13 protein-coding genes are annotated in these 18,740 nt (G+C 66.0%); 7 read left to right on the forward strand and 6 right to left on the reverse strand.

The window, feature by feature from the left end:
• Positions 1 to 4: 4 nt before the first annotated feature.
• From E8M83_RS26265 to garD, 4 genes are read right to left on the reverse strand one after another with little or no spacing between them, the layout of a single operon-like run.
• Entirely contained in the window at positions 5 to 2,416 is a 2,412-nt protein-coding gene (locus E8M83_RS26265; protein WP_137174003.1) for a family 43 glycosylhydrolase, read from the reverse strand.
• Positions 2,417 to 2,427: 11 nt separating this feature from the next.
• Positions 2,428 to 3,303 (reverse strand): aldose 1-epimerase, encoded by an 876-nt coding sequence (locus E8M83_RS14220; RefSeq protein WP_137174004.1) that lies wholly within the window; start codon positions 3,301 to 3,303, stop codon positions 2,428 to 2,430.
• A 15-nt stretch (positions 3,304 to 3,318) separates the two neighbouring features.
• Entirely contained in the window at positions 3,319 to 4,143 is an 825-nt protein-coding gene (locus E8M83_RS14225) for an NAD(P)-dependent oxidoreductase (protein ID WP_137174005.1), read from the reverse strand.
• A gap of 25 nt (positions 4,144 to 4,168) precedes the next feature.
• Complete coding sequence (garD, locus tag E8M83_RS14230) at positions 4,169 to 5,710, reverse strand: galactarate dehydratase (RefSeq protein WP_137174006.1); 1,542 nt, start codon at positions 5,708 to 5,710, stop codon at positions 4,169 to 4,171.
• A 164-nt stretch (positions 5,711 to 5,874) separates the two neighbouring features.
• On the opposite strand from garD, the gene E8M83_RS14235 reads away from it, so the two are divergent.
• From E8M83_RS14235 to zwf, 5 genes are all read left to right on the forward strand, one after another.
• Complete coding sequence (locus E8M83_RS14235) at positions 5,875 to 7,272, forward strand: glycoside hydrolase family 105 protein (protein WP_137174007.1); 1,398 nt, start codon at positions 5,875 to 5,877, stop codon at positions 7,270 to 7,272.
• 10 nt (positions 7,273 to 7,282) lie between these two features.
• A complete protein-coding gene (locus E8M83_RS14240) occupies positions 7,283 to 8,509 on the forward strand; it encodes a DUF4861 family protein (protein ID WP_229491530.1) in 1,227 nt (408 codons plus the stop codon).
• A gap of 8 nt (positions 8,510 to 8,517) precedes the next feature.
• Positions 8,518 to 10,386 (forward strand): glycoside hydrolase family 28 protein, encoded by a 1,869-nt coding sequence (locus E8M83_RS14245; RefSeq protein WP_137174008.1) that lies wholly within the window; start codon positions 8,518 to 8,520, stop codon positions 10,384 to 10,386.
• Positions 10,387 to 10,558: 172 nt separating this feature from the next.
• A complete protein-coding gene (locus tag E8M83_RS14250) occupies positions 10,559 to 13,510 on the forward strand; it encodes a TonB-dependent receptor (protein WP_137174009.1) in 2,952 nt (983 codons plus the stop codon).
• 180 nt (positions 13,511 to 13,690) lie between these two features.
• Positions 13,691 to 15,169, forward strand: a complete 1,479-nt coding sequence (zwf, locus tag E8M83_RS14255) for a glucose-6-phosphate dehydrogenase (protein ID WP_137174010.1) — start codon at positions 13,691 to 13,693, stop codon at positions 15,167 to 15,169.
• 19 nt (positions 15,170 to 15,188) lie between these two features.
• Here zwf and E8M83_RS14260 read toward each other — a convergent pair whose 3' ends face one another.
• Positions 15,189 to 15,587 carry a MarR family winged helix-turn-helix transcriptional regulator gene (locus tag E8M83_RS14260; protein WP_229491531.1) on the reverse strand — a complete coding sequence of 133 codons (399 nt, stop codon included), beginning with the start codon at positions 15,585 to 15,587 and terminating at the stop codon, positions 15,189 to 15,191.
• Between the two features lie 114 nt (positions 15,588 to 15,701).
• On the opposite strand from E8M83_RS14260, the gene E8M83_RS14265 reads away from it, so the two are divergent.
• A complete protein-coding gene (locus E8M83_RS14265) occupies positions 15,702 to 16,442 on the forward strand; it encodes a siderophore-interacting protein (protein WP_137174011.1) in 741 nt (246 codons plus the stop codon).
• On the opposite strand, the gene E8M83_RS14270 is transcribed toward E8M83_RS14265, so the two are convergent.
• Positions 16,439 to 17,383 carry a 2-hydroxyacid dehydrogenase gene (locus tag E8M83_RS14270; protein ID WP_137174012.1) on the reverse strand — a complete coding sequence of 315 codons (945 nt, stop codon included), beginning with the start codon at positions 17,381 to 17,383 and terminating at the stop codon, positions 16,439 to 16,441. The two genes, E8M83_RS14265 and E8M83_RS14270, sit on opposite strands and share 4 nt — an antisense overlap.
• Positions 17,384 to 17,560: 177 nt before the next feature.
• Between E8M83_RS14270 and E8M83_RS14275 the strand changes: the two genes are divergently transcribed.
• Positions 17,561 to 18,718 carry a DUF1624 domain-containing protein gene (locus E8M83_RS14275; RefSeq protein WP_170976808.1) on the forward strand — a complete coding sequence of 386 codons (1,158 nt, stop codon included), beginning with the start codon at positions 17,561 to 17,563 and terminating at the stop codon, positions 18,716 to 18,718.
• Positions 18,719 to 18,740: the final 22 nt, after the last annotated feature.

The following is an 18,740-nucleotide window of genomic DNA, read 5'->3' on the forward strand; positions in this document are numbered from 1 at the left end:
CCGGTCACGGCTTGATTCGCACATAGTCGATATCGGCATGCGCGCCCTGCGCGCCCGTGGCGAACAGCGCCAGCTGCGCACCGACCCAGCGCCCCATGCGCGCCTCGAACGGCGCACCGAGCGGGACGAAACCGAGGCCATCCGCGCTGTATGAAAACGCTGCCCTGGCGCCATCCGTGACGTCGATCCGCAATCGGACGTCGAAACGCGGCAGCACCGCACCCACTTCTTCCACGCACGGCCCGCCCTCGCCGCAGCGCACGCTCACGATGCGCGGCGCGCCGTCGATACGGCGTACGCCGAACCAGTGGTCGGCCAGGCCTGCGATGCCGAAGCCGGCCTGGTCACCGTCGCGCACCGCGTGCAGTTTCACGCTCGCCGTCGCACTGAAGTTAGGTGCCACGAATTTATGCGTGAGCACCGACGCGAGCTGGCGTAGCGGCGCCGGCGGCTGCGCATGCATGCGTAACTTGCCGTCGCCCAGCGCATGCCAGCCGGGCTGCCAGTTGCTCGCCCATTGCCATTGCGGGCCAAGCACGGTCCCGTCGAATTCGTCGCCGACCGCCGGTTCGCGGCGCGGGAACGCGCCGGCTACCGGCTTGGCGTGTTCCAGCACCGGTTGTCCAACGCCCGGCGCGCTCGATGGCTCGCCGATCAGCGGCCAGCCATCCTGCCAGCGCATCGGCTGCAGATGCACCACGCGGCCATAGGCGCGCTTGTCCTGGAAGTGGAAGAACCAGTCGCTGCCTTCCGGCGTCGTGACCCAAGCGCCCTGGTGCGGACCATTGATGTCGGTGGTCGACTGGGCCAGCACGATGCGGTCCTCATATGGCCCCTCGATCGAGCGCGAACGAAATACCGACTGCCAGCCATGCTCGACGCCGCCGGCCGGGGCGAACACGTAATACCAGCCATTGGCCTTGTACAGCTTCGGCCCTTCCAGCGTGCGGTAGGCCGGCAGGCGGTTGCCGTCGATGACGACCTTGCCCTTGTCGTCCAGCAGGCTGCGGCCGTCGGGCGCCATGCTGCGCAAGGTCAGGACGTTGTTGAAGCCGGCGCGGCTCCTGGCCCAGGCGTGCAGCAGCCACGCCTTGCCGTCGTCGTCCCACAGCGGCGTCGGGTCGATGATGCCTTTGCCGGGCAACAGCAGGTGCGGCGCGCTCCAGGGACCGGTAAAGCTGGTCGCAGTGGTGACGAACACTCCCTGGTCGGGGTCGGGATAGAAGATCCAGAACTTGCCGTCGTGGTAGCGCAGGCACGGCGCCCACACGCCCTTGCCGTGCTGCGGCGCCGCGAATGCCGCCTCGGGCACGAGGCGCGGCAAAGCATGGCCCGCCAACTCCCAATTGACCATGTCCTTCGAGGTCAATAGCGGCAGGCCGGGCGCATTGGCGAAGCTCGAGGACACCATGTAATAGGTGTCACCCACGCGGATCACGTCCGGATCGGAATAGTCGGCGTGCAGGATCGGGTTGCGGTAGCGGCCATTGCCCAGGTCGGGCGACCACGGCGCGTGTGCCGGCAGGGGCCCTAGCACGCGCCCGAGAAAACCGTCCATCGCCTCGACGGTCGGCGCCAGCCACGGGTCGAACAGCCAGAACGCGTGCGGCGTGCCGGGCAGCGCCACGGTCTCGGCCAGGATGCCATGACCCTGCAGCCTGGCCGCCATCGCTTCGCGTCCGGCCGAGAAGCGCGGCGCCCCGCTCACGATGAACAGGACCGGCGGGCTGGCCATGTCCACATGCGAGATCGGAGAGGCTGCGTGCCACAGCGCACGCCGCTCGGCGTAGCGCCCGCCGAACCAGGCGCCGGCGGCCGACGGGTTCTTGGCTGGATCGTCCTCGTGCCGCAATGCTTCGCTGGAGGTGAAGTCGGACAGGCCGTCGATATTCACGACCGCCCGAATGGCGCCGTGGTCCGTCATGCCGACCAGGGCGGCAATCTGCCCGCCAGCCGAGCCGCCCGCGATGGCCACGCGCGCCTGGTCGACGCCAAAGCGGCCGGCGCTGGCGCGCAGCCAACCAACGGCTTGCCTGACGTCGTCGATCGCCGCCGGGTAAGGTGCCACGCCCGATAGGCGATAGCTGACGCTGGCCGCCGCATAGCCGCGCGCGGCCAGCCGCGCCGCCAGCGGCGCCATCTCGCTACGGTCGCCGCTGCGCCAGCCGCCACCATGGACCAGCACGACCAGCGGCGCCGGCCGCTTGCCTGGCGCGGGCAGGTAGAGGTCGAGCGCCAGGGAAGTATCGCCCCGGAGCGCATAGACCAGGTCCTTGCGCACCTGGACCGGCGCCGGCGCCGTGCTGGCGGCGATGCGGATGAACGGATAGGCGGCCGCCAGTTTGCGGTAAGTGGTCTCGGCGCTGTAAGGCTGGGGCTGCGCGCTCGCCGCGGCAAAGGGCAGCAACAGCGCCATTGGCCAGCGCCTCACAGCGCCGTGCCCCGGAACACGACGCGCCGGCGCAGGCTGGCGCCGGGAGCGAGGATGCTCAACCCCGGGTAACCCGGCAGGTTATGGGCATTGATCGGATGGTCGACCGGTTCGAAACAGAAGAAGTCGCGCCCCGGCGGCGCGTACAGGATGAAGTAATCCATATTGGTCTCGATCGCCAGGCCCACGCCGCGCGCCGGCCAACCGATATGCGCCTGCCCATCCCAGCCCTCGAACACATTGTCGACGCCATCCGGGGGCAGCCGCGCGTCATCGATGAAATTCCAGTCCGGCGGCAGCAGGCTGCGCATCGACGGCAGCTTGTCGGGGCCCGACAGCCACACCTGGGTCGCCCTGGCGCGCAACCGGGCGCCCTGCGGATCCGGCAACCAGGGATGCAGGCCGAGGCCGAATGGCAAGGCGCCGGCGCCGGCATTGCGCACCGCGAGTTCGACCACCAGCGCGTCGCCTTCGAGCGCATAGCGCAGCGTTGCGTCGTAGGCGAAGGGTGCGGCGTCAAAGCGCTCCAGCCGCAGCAGGGCCGCATCAAGCGTGTGCGATTCGACGGCCCAGGCCTGCTGCCAGCCGTCGCCATGGATCGGGCAAGGTTCGCCAGCCCGGTTCGGCGTCGGCACATGGCGCCGGTCGCCGAACTCGAAGCCGGTTGGCGCCATGCGGTTCGACCACGGCAGCAGCGGAAAACACGCCAGTTGAGAAGGCAGTGGCAGGCCCTGGGCATCGGGAGCGAGCGCGCGCAGCAGCGGCGCCGGCGCCGAGCCGCCAAGCCAGTCGAGGCGGGCCAGCCCGCCTCCGACCTCCGGCACGACTTCGGCCCGCAGGCGATCGCTCTCGAGCAGGAGGCGGTGCAGCATGCGGCGCCGCCCGGCTCAGTACTGTGGACCGTCGAGCAGGAATTTCCCGCCCTGGTACATGGTGGTCACGTCATCCGCCGCCGGGAATTCGGAGGTATCCGGGAACAGGTGGGCGAACTTGCTCGAGCTGTCCTTCGGCTTGTAGCCCAGGTGCGACGCCAGGCGGTTGTCCCACCAGGTGCTGTCGTTGTCGGACTGGCCATACACGATGGTGTGGCCGACGCGCGGCGCGAACAGCGAGCAGCGCAGCAGTTCGGTCAGGTCATCGTAGGACAGGAAGGTGCTCATCATGCGCTTGTTGGCCGGCTCCGGGAAGCTCGAACCGATGCGGATGCAGACGGTCTCGATGCCGAAGCGGTCGAAGTAATAGCGTCCCATCTGCTCGCCGAATACTTTCGACAGGCCATAGTAGCTGTCGGGACGGGTCGGCGAATTCGCGTCGAGCACCTCGGTGGTGCGGTGGTAGCCGATGGCGTGGTTCGAGCTGGCGAACACCACGCGCCGGGTGCCGGCCTTGTGCAGCGCCTCGTACAGGTTGGCCACGCCCAGTATGTTGGCCTGCATGATCGGTTCGAATGGCTTCTCGGTCGAGATGCCGCCGAAGTGCAGCACGGCGTCGACGCCTTCGAGCAGCTTGATCACCGCTTCCTTGTCGGCCAGGTCGCACTGGACCAGTTCTTCGCCCTCGCGCGCCTCGCCCAGGTCGGCCACGTCCGACAGGCGCACCACCTCGGCCCACGGCTTGATGCGGTCGCGCAGCACCTTGCCCAGGCCGCCGGCGGCGCCGGTCAGCAGGATACGCTTGAACGGCTTGCCAACCTTGTTCACACCTTCAGTCATACCACCACTCCTCTATCTTTATTGTTTACGTCACCGGCGCCGGATTGAACAGCGCCAGCGAATTATGCAGTTTCCACTGCTCGGCCCAGGTGCGGCGGCCGCTGGCCACGTCGAGGATCAGGCGGAACAGCTCCCAGCCCACGTCCTCGATGCTCGCTTCGCCAGTGGCGATGCGTCCGGCGTCGACGTCCATCAGGTCGTGCCAGCGGCGCGCGAGGTCGGAACGGGTCGCCATCTTGATCACCGGGACCGCGGCCAGGCCGTATGGCGTGCCACGGCCGGTGGTGAAGATGTGGACGTTCATCCCGGCGGCCATCTGCAGCGTACCGCAAATGAAGTCGCTGGCCGGCGTTGCGGCGTAGATCAGGCCCTTCTGCGTGAGCTTGTCGCCGGGCGAGAGCACGCCGGTGATGGCCGTGCTGCCCGACTTGACGATCGATCCCATCGCCTTTTCGACGATATTGGACAGGCCGCCCTTCTTGTTCCCCGGCGTCGTGTTCGCGCTGCGGTCCACCCCGCCCCGCACCAGGTAGTCATCGTACCACTGCATCTCGCGCACCATGGCTTCGGCGATTTCGGGGGATGCGGCGCGCGCGGTCAATTGGTCGATGCCGTCGCGCACCTCGGTCACTTCGGAGAACATCACAGCGCCGCCGGCGCGCACGATCAGGTCGGTGGCGTAGCCCACCGCCGGGTTGGCGGTCACGCCCGAGAAGGCGTCGCTGCCGCCGCACTGCACGCCCACTACCAGGTCGGACGCGGGGCAGGTCTCGCGGCGGCGCGCATCCAGCTTCTGCAGGTGCCGCTCGGCGGTCGCCATCAGGTTGTCGATCATCGACATGAAGCCGACGTGCTGCGGGTCTTGCAGGGTCACCACCGACGGCTGGGCGGTGCCGATCGGGATCGAACCGGCGGGGAACAGGCGCGTTGGCGGCAGCTTTTCGCAGCCCAGGCTGACGACCATGACGTCGTCGCCGAAGTTCGGGTTCTTCGACAGGTTGCGGATGGTGCGGATCGGGATGTCGGCGCCGGGCGCGTCGATCGCCACGCCGCAGCCATACACGTGCTCGAGAGAGACCACGTCGTCGACGTTCGGATAGCGCGGCAGCAGTTCGTCGCGGATGCGCTTGACGGCGTATTCGATCACGCCCGACACGCACTGCACGGTGCTGGTGATCGCCAGCAGGTTGCGGGTGCCTACCGAACCGTCTGCATTGCGATAGCCTTCGAAGGTATAGCCGTCGAGCGGCGGGAAATCGGTCACGGCGTGGGTGCCGATCGGGAGGTCTTCGAGCGAGCGCGCAGCCGGCATGTGAAGCACCTTCTCCGAGATCCAGCTGCCGCGCGGGATCGGTCCATTGGCATAGCCGATCACCACGCCGTAGCGGATCACCGGATCGTTGTCATGCAGGTCGCTCAGCGCGACCTTGTGCCCCTGCGGCACCCCTTCGACCAGCACCAGGCCGTCCTCCAGCACGGTGCCGGCGGGCAGGCCGCCATCGTTGGCGACGATCGCTACATTGTCGCTGGCCTGCATGCGGATGGTACGGGGGACGAGCTGGTTCATGGTCTGCCTTGTCTGGAAGTTCTTTTTCAGTATGCCACACAAAAATCGAAAGTGGCTAGTCCACCTTGCGATTTTGGTCTGACCAAATTAGAATGGCCTGACCAAAAGAGCAGTACCTGAAGTTTAAGCAACACGGGTAACACAACAACGCCGATTGGAGACAAATGAAACTGCACCTGCTGGCAGCCCTGTTGGGCTGCGCGCTCGCTTGCGGACCCGCCCTCGCCGAGGGCAAGTACCGCAATCCCGACAACACGAACCTGGGCGATCCGGGCGAAGGGACCTATCCGATCCCTTACAAGAAACCCGTGGTGGCCGAGGTCACCGCCCAACTGCAATCGATCCGGTCCTTCATGGACCGCGCCACTCCGACCCGCATCGTCAGCAAGCGCACCGGCCAGCCGATCGCCGACCTGAAAACCCCGAACGCCGACGCCATCTTCGAGCGCAGTGCAGGCGACTACGGCATCCAGGTGTATGAGATGGGCGTCGTCCATTCGGGCCTGATGAAAGCCGCCCAGGTCACCGGCGACAACGGTTTCACCGGCATGACCCGCCGCCACTTCCAGTTCTTCAACGACACCCTCCCCTACTTCCGCGCCCAGGAACAGAAATTCAAGCTCGAACGCGGCAACAGCTTCTCGCGCTTCCTCGACCCGCGCTCGCTCGACGACACCGGCTCGATGTGCGCGGCCCTGATCCGCGCCCGCCTGTCCAAGGTCGGCCCCGACCTGACATCCATGATCGACACCTGCAGCGACTGGGTCGCCAAGCGCCAGTTCCGGCTGGAAGACGGCACCATGGCGCGCAAGCGTCCGCAGGAAGTCTCGCTGTGGGCCGACGATATGTATATGAGTATCCCGGCGCTGGCCGAGATGGGCCGCCTGACCGGAAAGCGCGAGCACTTCGACGACGCCGTCAATAATGTGCTGGGCATGTCGAGCCGCATGTTCAATCCGCAGCTGGGCCTGTACACCCACGGCTGGCACGCCAATCACCAGGATGCGCCACGCTTCTATTGGGCGCGCGCCAACGGCTGGGCGGTGCTGGCGATGTCCGACCTGCTCGACGTGCTGCCAAAGGACCATCCGGGCTACCCGAAAGTGATGGCCCAGCTGCGCGCCTCGTTGAAGGGTATCGCCGAGCTGCAAAGCGGCAGCGGCCTGTGGCACCAGATGCTCGACCGCAACGACTCCTACCTGGAAACCTCGGCCAGCGCCATGTTCACCTATGTGTTCGCGCACGCGGTCAACGAAGGCTGGGTCAGCCCCACCACCTATGGCTCGATCGCGCAGACCGGCTGGAACGCACTATCGACCCGCATCAATTCGCTGGGCCAGGTCGAAGGCACTTGCGTGGGCACGACCCTGGCCAGCGACATGGTCTATTACTACCATCGCCCGACCAGCGTCGACGCCCTGCACGGCTACGGCCCGATGCTGATGGCCGGCGCCGAGATCATCCGCCTGGTGACCAACCCTGCCTTCGAGGTGCAGCACAAGGTACGCACCTACCACTACATGCCCAAGGGCGGCCAGACGGACTACCGCGAACACCACTGATCGGGGGAATATGATGAAACGACTCGTACTAGCAGCCATGCTCGGGGCGGCGCTGGCGCCAGCCCAGGCCCAGGACAAATTCGGAGTCCAGGTCCAGCACGACCTGGCGATCGCACGCCCATCCGAAACCATCTCTATCCCATGGAAGGACGTGAATGCGGCCATGCCGGGCGCGATGGTCCAGAAGATCGCGGTCAAGGATGCAGCGGGCCGGGTGCTGCCGCACCAGGTGACCAATGTGGCGCCGCAGGCCAAGGATCCGAAGAACGAAGGCGCCGCCTACGGCGAGCTGCTGTTCCAGCACAGCTTCGCAGCCGGCGAGAAGAGCGCCAGCTTCACCGTCGAGCGCATCGACGGCGTGGCGCCGCCCTTCCCCATCAAGGCGTTCGCGCGCCAGGTGCCGGAGCGCCTGGACGACTTCGCATGGGAGAACGACAAGGTCGCGCACCGCACCTACGGCCCGGCCCTCGCGGCCCCGGCGCCCGCGGGCGTGGTCAAGGAAGTGCTGGTGACCAGCGGCCTGGATATCTGGTTCAAGCGGGTCGACTACCCGATCGTCGACCGCTGGTACAACAAGGGCCATGACCATTACCACAAGGACCAGGGTGAAGGCATGGACATGTACAACGTCGGCAAGTCGCGCGGCGCCGGCGGCACCGGCATCTGGGACGGCAAGACGCTGTACACGGGCGTGAACTACGCCAGCTACAAAATCCTGGCCAATGGCCCGATCCGCGCCATCTTCGAATTGCATTACGCCCCGTGGGACGCGGGCGGGCGCCAGGTCAGCGAAGTCAAGCGCTTCACGGTCGACGCCGGCCACTGGCTCGACCGCATCGACAGCACGTTTACCACGACCAGTGGCGCGGGTGTGGACAATTCGGCCCCGCTCACGGTGGCCGTGGGCCTGAACAAGACGCCGGCCGACAAGGGCCAGGACGCGAAGATCGGGGTCGGCCGCGACGGCAAGGTGCTGCTGCAATGGGTCGAGCAGAAGACCAACGACGCCTTCGGCACCGCGATCGTGCTGCCGGGCGCCGAAGGCTTCGCCCAGGACCAGCTCAACGAACTGGTGTTCGCCAGGGCCACGCCGGGCAAGCCGCTACGCTATTACGCGGGCGCCGCCTGGAGCCGCGCCGGCGAGATCACCAGCCGAGCCCAGTGGGAGCGCCAGGCCCAGGACATCGCGGCGCGCGACGCCAGCCCGGTGCGCGTCACCGTCCAGGCGGTGAAATAAGGATGCCGATGAATTTTCAAGCAAAACGCCGCGCCCTGCTGCGCACGGTCCCAGCCGCGTCGCTGATGCTGGGTGGGGTCAAGAGCGCAGCGGCCGCAGGCCAGGCCGGCGCCCTGGCAACCGCCGGCGGTGCCGCCGTCGCGACTGCGAAGGTGGGCGACCCATGGCAGCGCGCCGCAGCCATCGTCGCCCGTTTCGCCACGCCCCTGACGTTCCGCGACGAGGACTTTCCGATCACCGCCCACGGCGCCAGGCCATGCACGCTGGTGAAAGTGAAGGGCCAGACCGAATCGCTGGTCGAGGGCACCCTCGACACGCCGGCGCCGGGCTCCCCGGACTGCTATCCGGCGATCGCCGCGGCGATTGCGTCCTGCCATGCCAAGGGCGGCGGCCGGGTCGTGATCCCCAAGGGCGAATGGTATTGCGCCGGCCCGATCGTGCTGCGCTCGAACGTGCACGTGCACCTGGCCGCCGGCGCCCGCGTGCACTTCGCCGCCAATCCGGCCCACTACGCGCGCCATGGCGACCACGATTGCGGCAAGAACGGCAAGCTGGTGCTGTCGCGCTGGCAGGGCAACGACTGCCTGAACTACTCGCCGATGGTGTACGCGATCGACCAGACCAATATCGCCCTCACCGGCGAAGACTGGACCAGCATCCTCAACGGCCAGGGCGGCGTGCCGTTCGAGCCGGGCTTCGCCGACGGGCCGGAATGCTGGTGGGACTGGAAGGGCCGCGGCAAGCCGGTACGCAGGCGCACCGAGGTCCATGCCAATCCGCACAACCCGCCGCTCGACCAGGTCGTCCCCGGCATCGATGCGCGGCGCCAGGCGAGCATCCAGGGCGAGGGCGACCGCTGGCAGACCGATTCGCGTTACCTGCCGGCGCTGTCGGAAGCCGGCGTGCCAGTGGAGCGGCGCGTATTCGGCCACGGCCACTACCTGCGGCCCTGCATGATCGAACTGATCGGCTGCGACAAGGTGCTGCTGCAGGGCTACCAGGTGAATGCGGCGCCGTTCTGGCTGCACCATCCGGTCAACTGCCGCGACCTCCTGATCCGGCGCGTCAATATGGAAAGCCTGGGACCGAACAGCGACGGCTTCGATCCGGAGGCGTGCGACGGCGTGCTGGTGGACGACTGCCTGTTCAACAATGGCGACGACTGCATCGCGATCAAGGCCGGCAAGAACCTCGATACCCGGCACGGGCCCACGCGCAATATCGTGATCCAGAACTGCGTGATGAACAGCGGCCATGGCGGCGTGACCCTGGGCAGCGAGATGGCCGGCGGTATCGAGTATGTCTTCGCCGAGAAGCTCGAGTTCCGCAACATCCACTGGAAGGACGATCCGCTGAACACGGCGATCCGGCTCAAGACCAATATGAACCGGGGTGGCTTCCTGCGCCACCTGTACGTGCGCGACGTCACCCTGCCCCACGGCGTGTCGGTCGAACCGATGCTGTACAAGCCGCTGCCCGGTGCGCACGAGATCAAGGTGCCGGTGGCCTCGAGCGCAGGCGCCATCGTCACCATCGACTGCGACTACGTGCCCGGCGACGACACCATGCGCATCCGGCCGCCGCAGGTATCGGACATCGATATCCGCAATGTCCGGGCCAGCAATGTGGATACCGGCAAGGGCAGTTTCTCGTGCTACCAGGCTTTCATGCTGCTGGGGCCCGTCGCATCGAGCTTCAACGGCAAGCCGGGTACCCCAATCCCGCCGATCGCGCGCATTCGCATCAGCGATTCAGATTTCGGCACGCCAGCCAACACGACGCAACCGTGGTTCATTCACAACGCGGTCGACATCACGCTCGATAACGTCACCATCGGCGGAAAACGCTACAAGCAGGTCTTGTCGACAAAGACCTGACTGATAACAGGTCAGGCCAGTTTAAAAATATTTTTTAATTGGTCTGACCAAAAACATAAAAGTTGACATAGAATTCAACAACTGGCCTGACCACTGGTCTGACCAAATAATCACAAAGTAGCGGCGGCGGACATGTTCATAGTCCACCGGATCAAAAACGCATGGAGACAAGATGAACCACATTCCCCACCGCGCAGTCCTGCGCAAACTTACCCTTTGCCTGCTCGGCACCGCCTCGGTGTCGGCCCTCTCGCTCGGCCCGGCGTTTGCCCAGGAAGTAGCGGCCACGCCGACTGGCGGCGACACCGTCAACGCCCAGACCGTGGTCGTGACCGGCCTGCGTGCCTCGCTCGAAAGCGCACTGAACGCCAAGCGCCAGGACAACGGCATCGTCGACGTCATCAAGTCCGAAGACATGGGCAAGTTCCCCGACACGAACCTGGCCGAATCGCTGCAGCGCGTGCCGGGCGTGGTGATCGACCGTGACGCCGGCGAAGGCCGCAGCATCACGGTGCGCGGCCTGGGCCAGGACTTTACCCGCGTGCGCATCAACGGCATCGAGGGCCTGGCCACCACCGGCGGCACCGACAGCTCGGGCGGCACCAACCGCGGCCGCGGCTTCGACTTCAATGTGTTCGCCTCGGAGCTGTTTTCCGCCCTCACGGTGCGCAAGAGCTCCTCGGCCGACGTCGACGAGGGTTCGCTCGGCGCCACCGTCGACCTGCAGACCCTGCGCCCGTTCGACCTGCGCGGCTTCAACGCGACGGTCGCGCTGAAGGGCAAGTACAACGACGGCTCGGAAAAAACCGATCCGCGCGCCGCCTTCATGGTCTCGAACACCTTCTTCGACCGCAAGGTCGGCGTGCTGATCTCGGGCGCCTACTCCAAACGCCGCGTGCTGGAAGACGGTTTCAGCACGGTGCGCTGGGATAACGGCCCATCGTCGGGCGGCTGGTGCGCCCCGCAAGGCATGGCCGCCAACCCGGCCAATTCGACCGCGACCACCTGCGGCCCGGCCGCCCAAGGCGCCGAGCGCCTGCCCGGCACGCCGGAAAACATCGCCGCCTATAACAATGCCAGCGATCCGAACAACTTCCATCCGCGCCTGCCGCGCTATGGCCGCCTGACCCACGACCAGGACCGCCTGGGCCTGACCGGTTCGGTGCAATGGCGCCCGCAACGCGGCACCTTGCTGACCTTCGACATGCTGTACTCGAAGCTGGACGCCACCCGCCAGGAGGACTTCTTGCAGGCGACCTCGTTCAGCCGCAGCGCCAGCCAGGGCGGCAAGCCGCAGGTCGGCGTGCTGGAAGCCGAGTACGCCCCGAACGGCTCGCTGCTGTACGGCCGCTACAACAACGTGGACATCCGTTCCGAGCAGCGTTTCGACGAACTGAAAACCACCTTCACCCAGCCGACGCTGACCCTGGAACACAAGCTCTCCGACACCTGGAGCATGAGCGCCAAGTATGGCCGCGCCGAATCCAAGTTCCGCAACCCGATCCAGACCACGGTCACGCTCGACGCCCTGAACGTGGACGGCTACAGCATCGACTTCCGTGGCGACAGCCGCCGCCCTTTGATCACGTATCCATTCGACGTCAACGGCGGCCCGCTGGGCCTGATCGGCGTGCCGCAGGTCGCCGGCGGCACTCAGCCGACCACGGTACCGAACACCACGACCAGCGAGATCCGCATCCGTCCGCAGGGCACCGACAACGTCAACAACGTCGCCCAGTTCGACCTGGCCTGGGAAGCGAGCGACAGCCTGACCTTCAAGGGCGGCGTCAACAGCAAGAAATACACGTCGGAGACCTACGAGTTCCGCCGCGTGAACCAGAACGACACGATCTTCGCGCCCCCAAGCGGCGCCACCGGCCTTACCTCGAACATGACCGGTTTCGGCAGCCAGCTCGGCATGCCGGCCGGGAATGCGACCGGCTGGGTAATGCCGAACCTGCAGGCCATCGCCGCCGCCTACGACATCTACTGCAACTGCATCAAGAGCGGTCCTGCGGGCGGCCCGGGCGACTTCACCCTGTCGTCGATCGAGAACGGCAATGCGCGCGGCAACAACCGTTCGGTGACCGAGAAGAGCGACGGCGTCTACCTGATGGGCGAGTTCCGCCACGACCTGTGGAATATTCCGGTGCGCGGCAACGTCGGCGTGCGCTACGTGAAGACCGACCTCGAGACCATCGGCTACCAGGCGGCCGGCGGCGGCACCGCGGTCAAGGTGAACCACGACTACACCGACACCCTGCCATCGTTCAACCTGACCGCCAACGTGACCGACGAGTTCATCGTGCGCTTCGGCGCGGCCAAGGTGATGACCCGTCCGCAGCTGGGCTTCCTGTCGCCGGGCGGCAGCATCGCCACCACCGGCAACCTGTCGATCAACTCGGGCAACCCGTTCCTGAAACCGTTCCGCGCCAAGACCTTCGACAGCAGCTTCGAGTACTACTTCGCCAACAAGGCCTTCGTCGGCCTGGGCCTGTTCCAGAAGAACATCGACACCTATATCCAGAGCCTGCGCACCAATGTGGCGTTCAGGGATTCTGGCTTGCCGATGTCGCTGCTGCCGGCGAACTTCACGGGTGAGGAAGTCTTCCAGCAGACCCTGCCGGTCAATACCGATGGCGGCAAGCTGAAGGGCTTCGAGCTGAGCTACCAGCAGCCGTTCACCTTCCTGCCGGGCTGGGGCAAGAACTTCGGCACCCTGCTGAACTACACCAAGGTGTCGTCGAAGATCGAGTACCTGGTGTCGCCAACCGGCGGCGCCACGATCACCGACGACCTGCTGAACCTGTCACCGAAGTCGTGGAACGCCACCTTCTTCTATGACGACGGCAAGTTCAGCGCGCGTATCTCGGGCGCCAAGCGTTCGGGCTTCGTGACCCGCGTGCCGGGCCAGAACAACAACGACGTCGAGGGCAAGAACGAAACGTTCAACGTCGACCTGTCGCTGTCGTACAAGGTCAACGAGAACCTCGAGTTCACGCTCGAAGGCGTCAACCTGACCAACGAGGAAAACGACCAGTTCATCAGCCGCCAGCGCGACAGCGTCGTGGTGAACAATGTGACCGGCCGGGAGTACCTGTTCGGCCTGCGCTACAAGTTCTGACCCGCCCCTCTCCTCGTGGCTTCGAGCCCGCGCCTTGCGCGGGCTTTTTTTCGTCCGTACGCGGACCGTGGCAATCTTGCCGCTTTTGCCAATCGATCCGCTTCATGTAGGCTACAATCAAAGACCAACCAGGCGAGCGCACGACGCAAGCGATCTATACAACCTGATAGCGAAAGAGACATGAGCACCTCGAACGAGCACGCGAAAGAGCAAGACAACGGCCTTCCCCTCGACATGACCATCTTCGGCGGCATGGGCGACCTTGCCATGCGCAAGCTGCTGCCGGCGCTGTACATGGCCTTCCTGCACGGTAACCTGCCAGCATCGACCCGCATCCTGTCGACCGGCCGCCAGGACTACGATCGCGCCGCCTACCTGGCCTTCGTCGAGGAACACTCGCGCTCCTTCATCAGCGCCGCCAATTTCAACGAGAAGAGCTGGGCCGGCTTCCTCGACCTGCTCGTCTATGTGCGCCTGGACGTCTCGGCGGCCCCGGTCTTCGACACGCTGAAGGACGCCTCGCGCGAAGGCGCCCAGCGCGTCTTCTACCTCGCCACCGCGCCGTCGCTGTTCACCACCATCTGCGACAGGCTGGCCGCGACCGGCCTGGTCGACGCCAATGCGCGCGTGGTCCTCGAAAAACCGCTGGGCCGCGACCTCGCCTCGGCCGTCGAGATCAACGAGGCGGTCGGCAAGCACTTCGCCGAATCGCAGATCTACCGCATCGATCACTACCTGGGTAAAGAGACGGTGCAGAACCTGATGGTGCTGCGCTTCGGGAACTCGATCCTGGAACCGCTGTGGCGCGCACCGAACATCGCGAGCGTGCAGATCACGGTGGCAGAAGAAGTGGGCGTGGGCAGCCGCGCCGGTTTCTATGACAGCGCCGGCGCGATGCGCGACATGGTGCAGAACCACCTGATGCAACTGCTGTGCATCGTCGCCATGGAGCCGCCGACCTCGCTGTCGCCGGATGCGGTGCGCGACGAAAAACTGAAAGTAATCCGCTCGCTGCGCCGCATGACGCTGGCCGATATCGCGCGCGACACGGTGCGTGGGCAGTACAGCCGTGGCGTCAGCGGTAACCAAGAAGTCAAGGGCTACCACGAGGAGAGCAACGTGCCGGCCGACAGCCACACCGAGACCTTCGTCGCCCTGCGCGCGCATATCGACACCTGGCGCTGGTCCAAGGTGCCGTTCTACCTGCGCACCGGCAAGCGCATGCAGCGCCGCTCGTCGAAGATCGTGATCGAATTCGCCAATCCGCCATTCCCGCTGTTCCCGGAGACCCCGGGCGGCGTCGCCAATCGCCTGGTGATCGAATTGCAGCCCGAAGAAGCGATCAAGCTGCAGCTCTTTGCCAAGCAGCCCGGCAGCGGCATGCAGATGCAGCAGGTCGCCCTGAACCTCGACCTGCAATCGGCCTTCCAGCAGCGCCGCGCCGAAGCCTATGAACGCCTCTTGATCGACGTCGTGCGCGGCCGCCTGACCCACTTCATGCGCCGCGATGAACTCGAAGCGGCCTGGGAATGGGTCGAGCCGATCATCAATGGCTGGGAAACCCTGAACGAAAAGCCGCATGCGTATGCGGCCGGCTCGTGGGGCCCGGCGGAGTCGTTCGCGCTGCTGGCGCGCGACGGCTTCGGCTGGGTGGAATAAGCCCGACCTGGGCGGGCGGCTAGTCCTCCCGCGCCTGTTCCAGGTTGGCGCGCACCCGTGCCAGCAAGCCCCCAAGCTGCGCCTGTTCGTCGCCGGACAGGCCGGCCAGGGCGACCTGGCCCAGGGCGCCGCTCTGGCGGTGCAGACCCGCGAATATTTCTTCTCCCGCCGCACTGAGCGACAGCCGCGTGCTGCGCCGATCCTGCTCATCGGCAGTCGCCTCCAGCAACTGCCCCTCGCGCAGCGCGCGGATCAAGCGTGCCACCTGGGCCTTGTCCCTGCCCGAATGCGCCACCAGATCGCTCTGCGTGGCGCCAGGATGACGTGCAAAATATCCCAGCGCCTTCATCTCCATATGCGCCAGCTCATGCGGGCCGCCGCGCAAGCCGCGCAGCTGCCGTGAACGGTAGAGATGCACGATCGCGTGCATCGTCTCCAGGGGATCGTCGGCACGATTGCCATGGTTTTGGTTGACTCTATCAACTTCTTTTCGCATAATGGTGGATACTATCAACTAATTCTGGAGTGTAGCATGTCCGAATCCCACATTCCCTCCCCGATTCCGGCGATCGAGCGCGTTCGCCACGACCTCAAGATGCGCGAGGTCGAAGTCGCGCGCATCGAACAGCTCAGCCCCGGCTTCGCCAGCATCACTTTCAAGGGTGCCGCACTCTCGGATTTCACCTCGCTGTCGTTCGACGACCACGTCAAGTTCATGTTCGACGGCCCCGATGGCCAGCAGGTTCGGCGCGACTATACGCCACGCCGCTTCGACCGCCAAGCCTGCGAGGTCGACATCGAGTTCGCCCTGCACGGCCACGGCGGGGCGGCCGAGTGGGCGCGCAAGGCGCAGGTCGGCTCGAATGCCATCATCGGCGGTCCGCGCGGCTCGATGATCCTGCCTCTGGCGATGGACTGGCACCTGCTGATCGGCGACGCCAGCGCCCTGCCGGCCGTGACCCGCCGCCTGGAAGAACTGCCGCCGGCCGCCCGTGCCCAGGTGGTGCTGCTGGTGGATGCGGCCGATCGCCGCGAGTTCGCCACCCAGGCCAATGCCGACATCCACTGGGTAGCCTCGAACGAAGCGTTGTTGCAGGTGCTGAAAGACCTGCCGCTGCACAGCGGCGCGGGCCTGGCCTGGGGCGGCGGCGAAGCCGCGCTGATGGCACAGGTGCGCCAGCTACTGGTCGACAAGGGCTTGCCGCGCCAGGCCGGCCGGATCTCGGCCTACTGGAAGCAAGGCGTGGCCGACCACCACGAACATCTCGATTAAACGACGGGCGTCGGCAAGGGCTCGCCATTGAAGTGGGCCACCAGGTTGGCCACGGCCAGCCTGCCCATCGCACGCCGCGCTTCCACCGTGAAGCTGCCCACGTGGGGCGTGAGCACCACGTTATCGAGCCCGAACAGCGCTTGCGGCACATTCGGTTCGTCCTCGAACACGTCCAGTCCGGCCGCGCCAAGCCGGCCGTCGCGCAGGGCCGCGACCAGAGCGTCCTGGTCGACCACCGAGCCGCGCGCGATATTCACCAGCGTGCCTTCCGGCCCGAGCGCTTCGAGTAACCGGGCGTCGATCATGTGCCGGGTGTCGGCGCCGCCCGGCATGCACAGCACCAGCATATCGCTTTCCTCGGCCAGCGCCAGCAGCGAACTGCTGCGCTGTTCGGGCGCCGGGCCTGCGCTGCGCTGGAAATAGCGGACCTCCATCCCGAAGCCCTGCAGGCGCTGCGCCACCGCCTGCCCGATGCGGCCAAAGCCCACGATGCCCGCCACCTTGCCCTTCAGGCTGCGCGCATGGGTCAGCGGCGCCCTGGCCGGCCATTTGCCGTCGCGTACGTAGCGGTCCAGCAGCGGCAGGCGGCGCACGGTCGACAGCAGCAGGGTCACGGCGAAATCGGCCACGTCGTCGGTGAGCACGTCGGGGGTATTGGTGACATGGATGCCTTTATCGGCCAGCAGCGCCAGCGGCACCGCATCGACGCCGACGCCGTTGACCGACACGATCTCGAGCGCCGGCAGGCTGGCTACCAGTTCGGGCGTCACACCGATCATGCCCGTCGTCAGCACGGCGCGGATGCCTCCGGCGATCGTTTCCAGGGAAGCGTCGCCAGCGCCGGGAATCGCATCCATAAAATGGCACGCGAAGGATTGCCGCAACTGGTCTCGCATCTCTTGCGACCACATGCTGCCCAACACGAGAATATCTGGTTTCATCGGTAAATACCCTGCCTTATCGGTCGTTATGCATGGGTCGAGTATGCCAGAGGCGCCGGTCATTCGCCCGGCACGGGCTGTTCCATGTCACGCCGAATCCAGTACAATCCCCGGCCTTGACCACGATGCAAAGACGACGACCGCGTACACCTGCGCGCCGCACCTCGAACAAGACACATGAAGCACAACGCAGCACCCATTCCAGCCCAAGGCGCGAGCAAGCGCATCGCCTCCATCGACGTGGCCCGCGGCATCGTCATGCTCCTGATGACCGTGGACCACGTCCGCGAGACGTTCTTCCTGCAGCACCAGGTCGGCGATCCGATGGACGCGACGACCACCGACCCCGGCCTCTTCTTCTCGCGCCTGGCCGCCCATTTCTGCGCGCCGATGTTCGTGTTCCTGACCGGTCTGTCGGCCTGGTTGTACGCCAACCCGGCGACCGGCCCGCGCAGCGCCACCGGCTTTCTCGCCAAGCGCGGCGCCTTCCTGATCCTGCTCGAAATCGTGGTGATCAACTTCGCCTGGACCGGCAGCTTCACGCCGCATACCGTGTACCTGCAGGTGATCTGGGCCATCGGCCTGTCGATGCTGGCGCTGGCCCTGCTGCACCGCTTGCCCTTGCCGCTGCTGGCGGCGATCGGCGTCGCGATCGTCGGCGGACATAATGCGCTGTCGGGCCTCCACTTCGAACCGGGATCCTGGGCGGCGACGGCATGGACGGTCCTCGAACAACGCGGCTACCTGCTGGAAGATCCCGTGCGGGTCCGCATCAGCTATCCGTTGCTGGCCTGGATCGGCGTGATCCTGCTCGGCTATGCCTGCGGCCCGCTGTATGCGCGCACGACAGCGCCATCGTTGCGACAGCGCTGGCTCGTCATCGGTGGCGTCGCCAGCCTGGCCCTGTTGCTGGTGCTGCGCACCTGGAATATCTATGGCGAAACGCTGCCCTGGGCGCCGCAGGATCAATTGCTGCGCAGTGCCATGTCGTGGCTGAACTTTACCAAGTACCCGCCATCGCTCGACTTCCTGATGCTGACCCTGGGCGTCGGGCTCCTGGTGCTGGCCGGGATCGAAAAGATCGATGCGGGCTGGATGCGGGTGGCGGCGGTGTTCGGCGGTGCGCCAATGTTCTTCTACATCCTGCACCTGTACCTGCTGCTGGGCGCGCAGCGAATCGCGGCCGCAGTGCTCGACGTGCCGCGCGCCGACGTCGACCATGTGTGGCAGGTATGGCTGGGCGCCGTCGTGCTGGCCGTGCTGCTGTACTGGCCGACGAAGCGCTTCGGGCGCTACAAGCGCGAGAGTGGCAAAGCCTGGGTTAAATACCTGTAAGCACGGATAAGTTCTGTCGCGC

Source organism: Massilia sp. HP4, from assembly GCF_005222695.1.
GTDB lineage: Bacteria > Pseudomonadota > Gammaproteobacteria > Burkholderiales > Burkholderiaceae_D > Telluria.

Bases quoted from the DNA above. Each gene is read 5' to 3' on its own strand.
- E8M83_RS26265 (WP_137174003.1), bottom strand. From the start codon at position 2,416: ATGGCGCTGTTGCTGCCCTTTGCCGCGGCGAGCGCGCAGCCCCAGCCT.
- zwf (WP_137174010.1), top strand. From the start codon at position 13,691: ATGAGCACCTCGAACGAGCACGCGAAAGAGCAAGACAACGGCCTTCCC.
- E8M83_RS14220 (WP_137174004.1), bottom strand. From the start codon at position 3,303: ATGCTGCACCGCCTCCTGCTCGAGAGCGATCGCCTGCGGGCCGAAGTC.
- garD (WP_137174006.1), bottom strand. From the start codon at position 5,710: ATGAACCAGCTCGTCCCCCGTACCATCCGCATGCAGGCCAGCGACAAT.
- E8M83_RS14275 (WP_170976808.1), top strand. From the start codon at position 17,561: ATGAAGCACAACGCAGCACCCATTCCAGCCCAAGGCGCGAGCAAGCGC.
- E8M83_RS14225 (WP_137174005.1), bottom strand. From the start codon at position 4,143: ATGACTGAAGGTGTGAACAAGGTTGGCAAGCCGTTCAAGCGTATCCTG.
- E8M83_RS14270 (WP_137174012.1), bottom strand. From the start codon at position 17,383: ATGAAACCAGATATTCTCGTGTTGGGCAGCATGTGGTCGCAAGAGATG.
- E8M83_RS14250 (WP_137174009.1), top strand. From the start codon at position 10,559: ATGAACCACATTCCCCACCGCGCAGTCCTGCGCAAACTTACCCTTTGC.
- E8M83_RS14265 (WP_137174011.1), top strand. From the start codon at position 15,702: ATGTCCGAATCCCACATTCCCTCCCCGATTCCGGCGATCGAGCGCGTT.
- E8M83_RS14240 (WP_229491530.1), top strand. From the start codon at position 7,283: ATGATGAAACGACTCGTACTAGCAGCCATGCTCGGGGCGGCGCTGGCG.
- E8M83_RS14235 (WP_137174007.1), top strand. From the start codon at position 5,875: ATGAAACTGCACCTGCTGGCAGCCCTGTTGGGCTGCGCGCTCGCTTGC.
- E8M83_RS14245 (WP_137174008.1), top strand. From the start codon at position 8,518: ATGAATTTTCAAGCAAAACGCCGCGCCCTGCTGCGCACGGTCCCAGCC.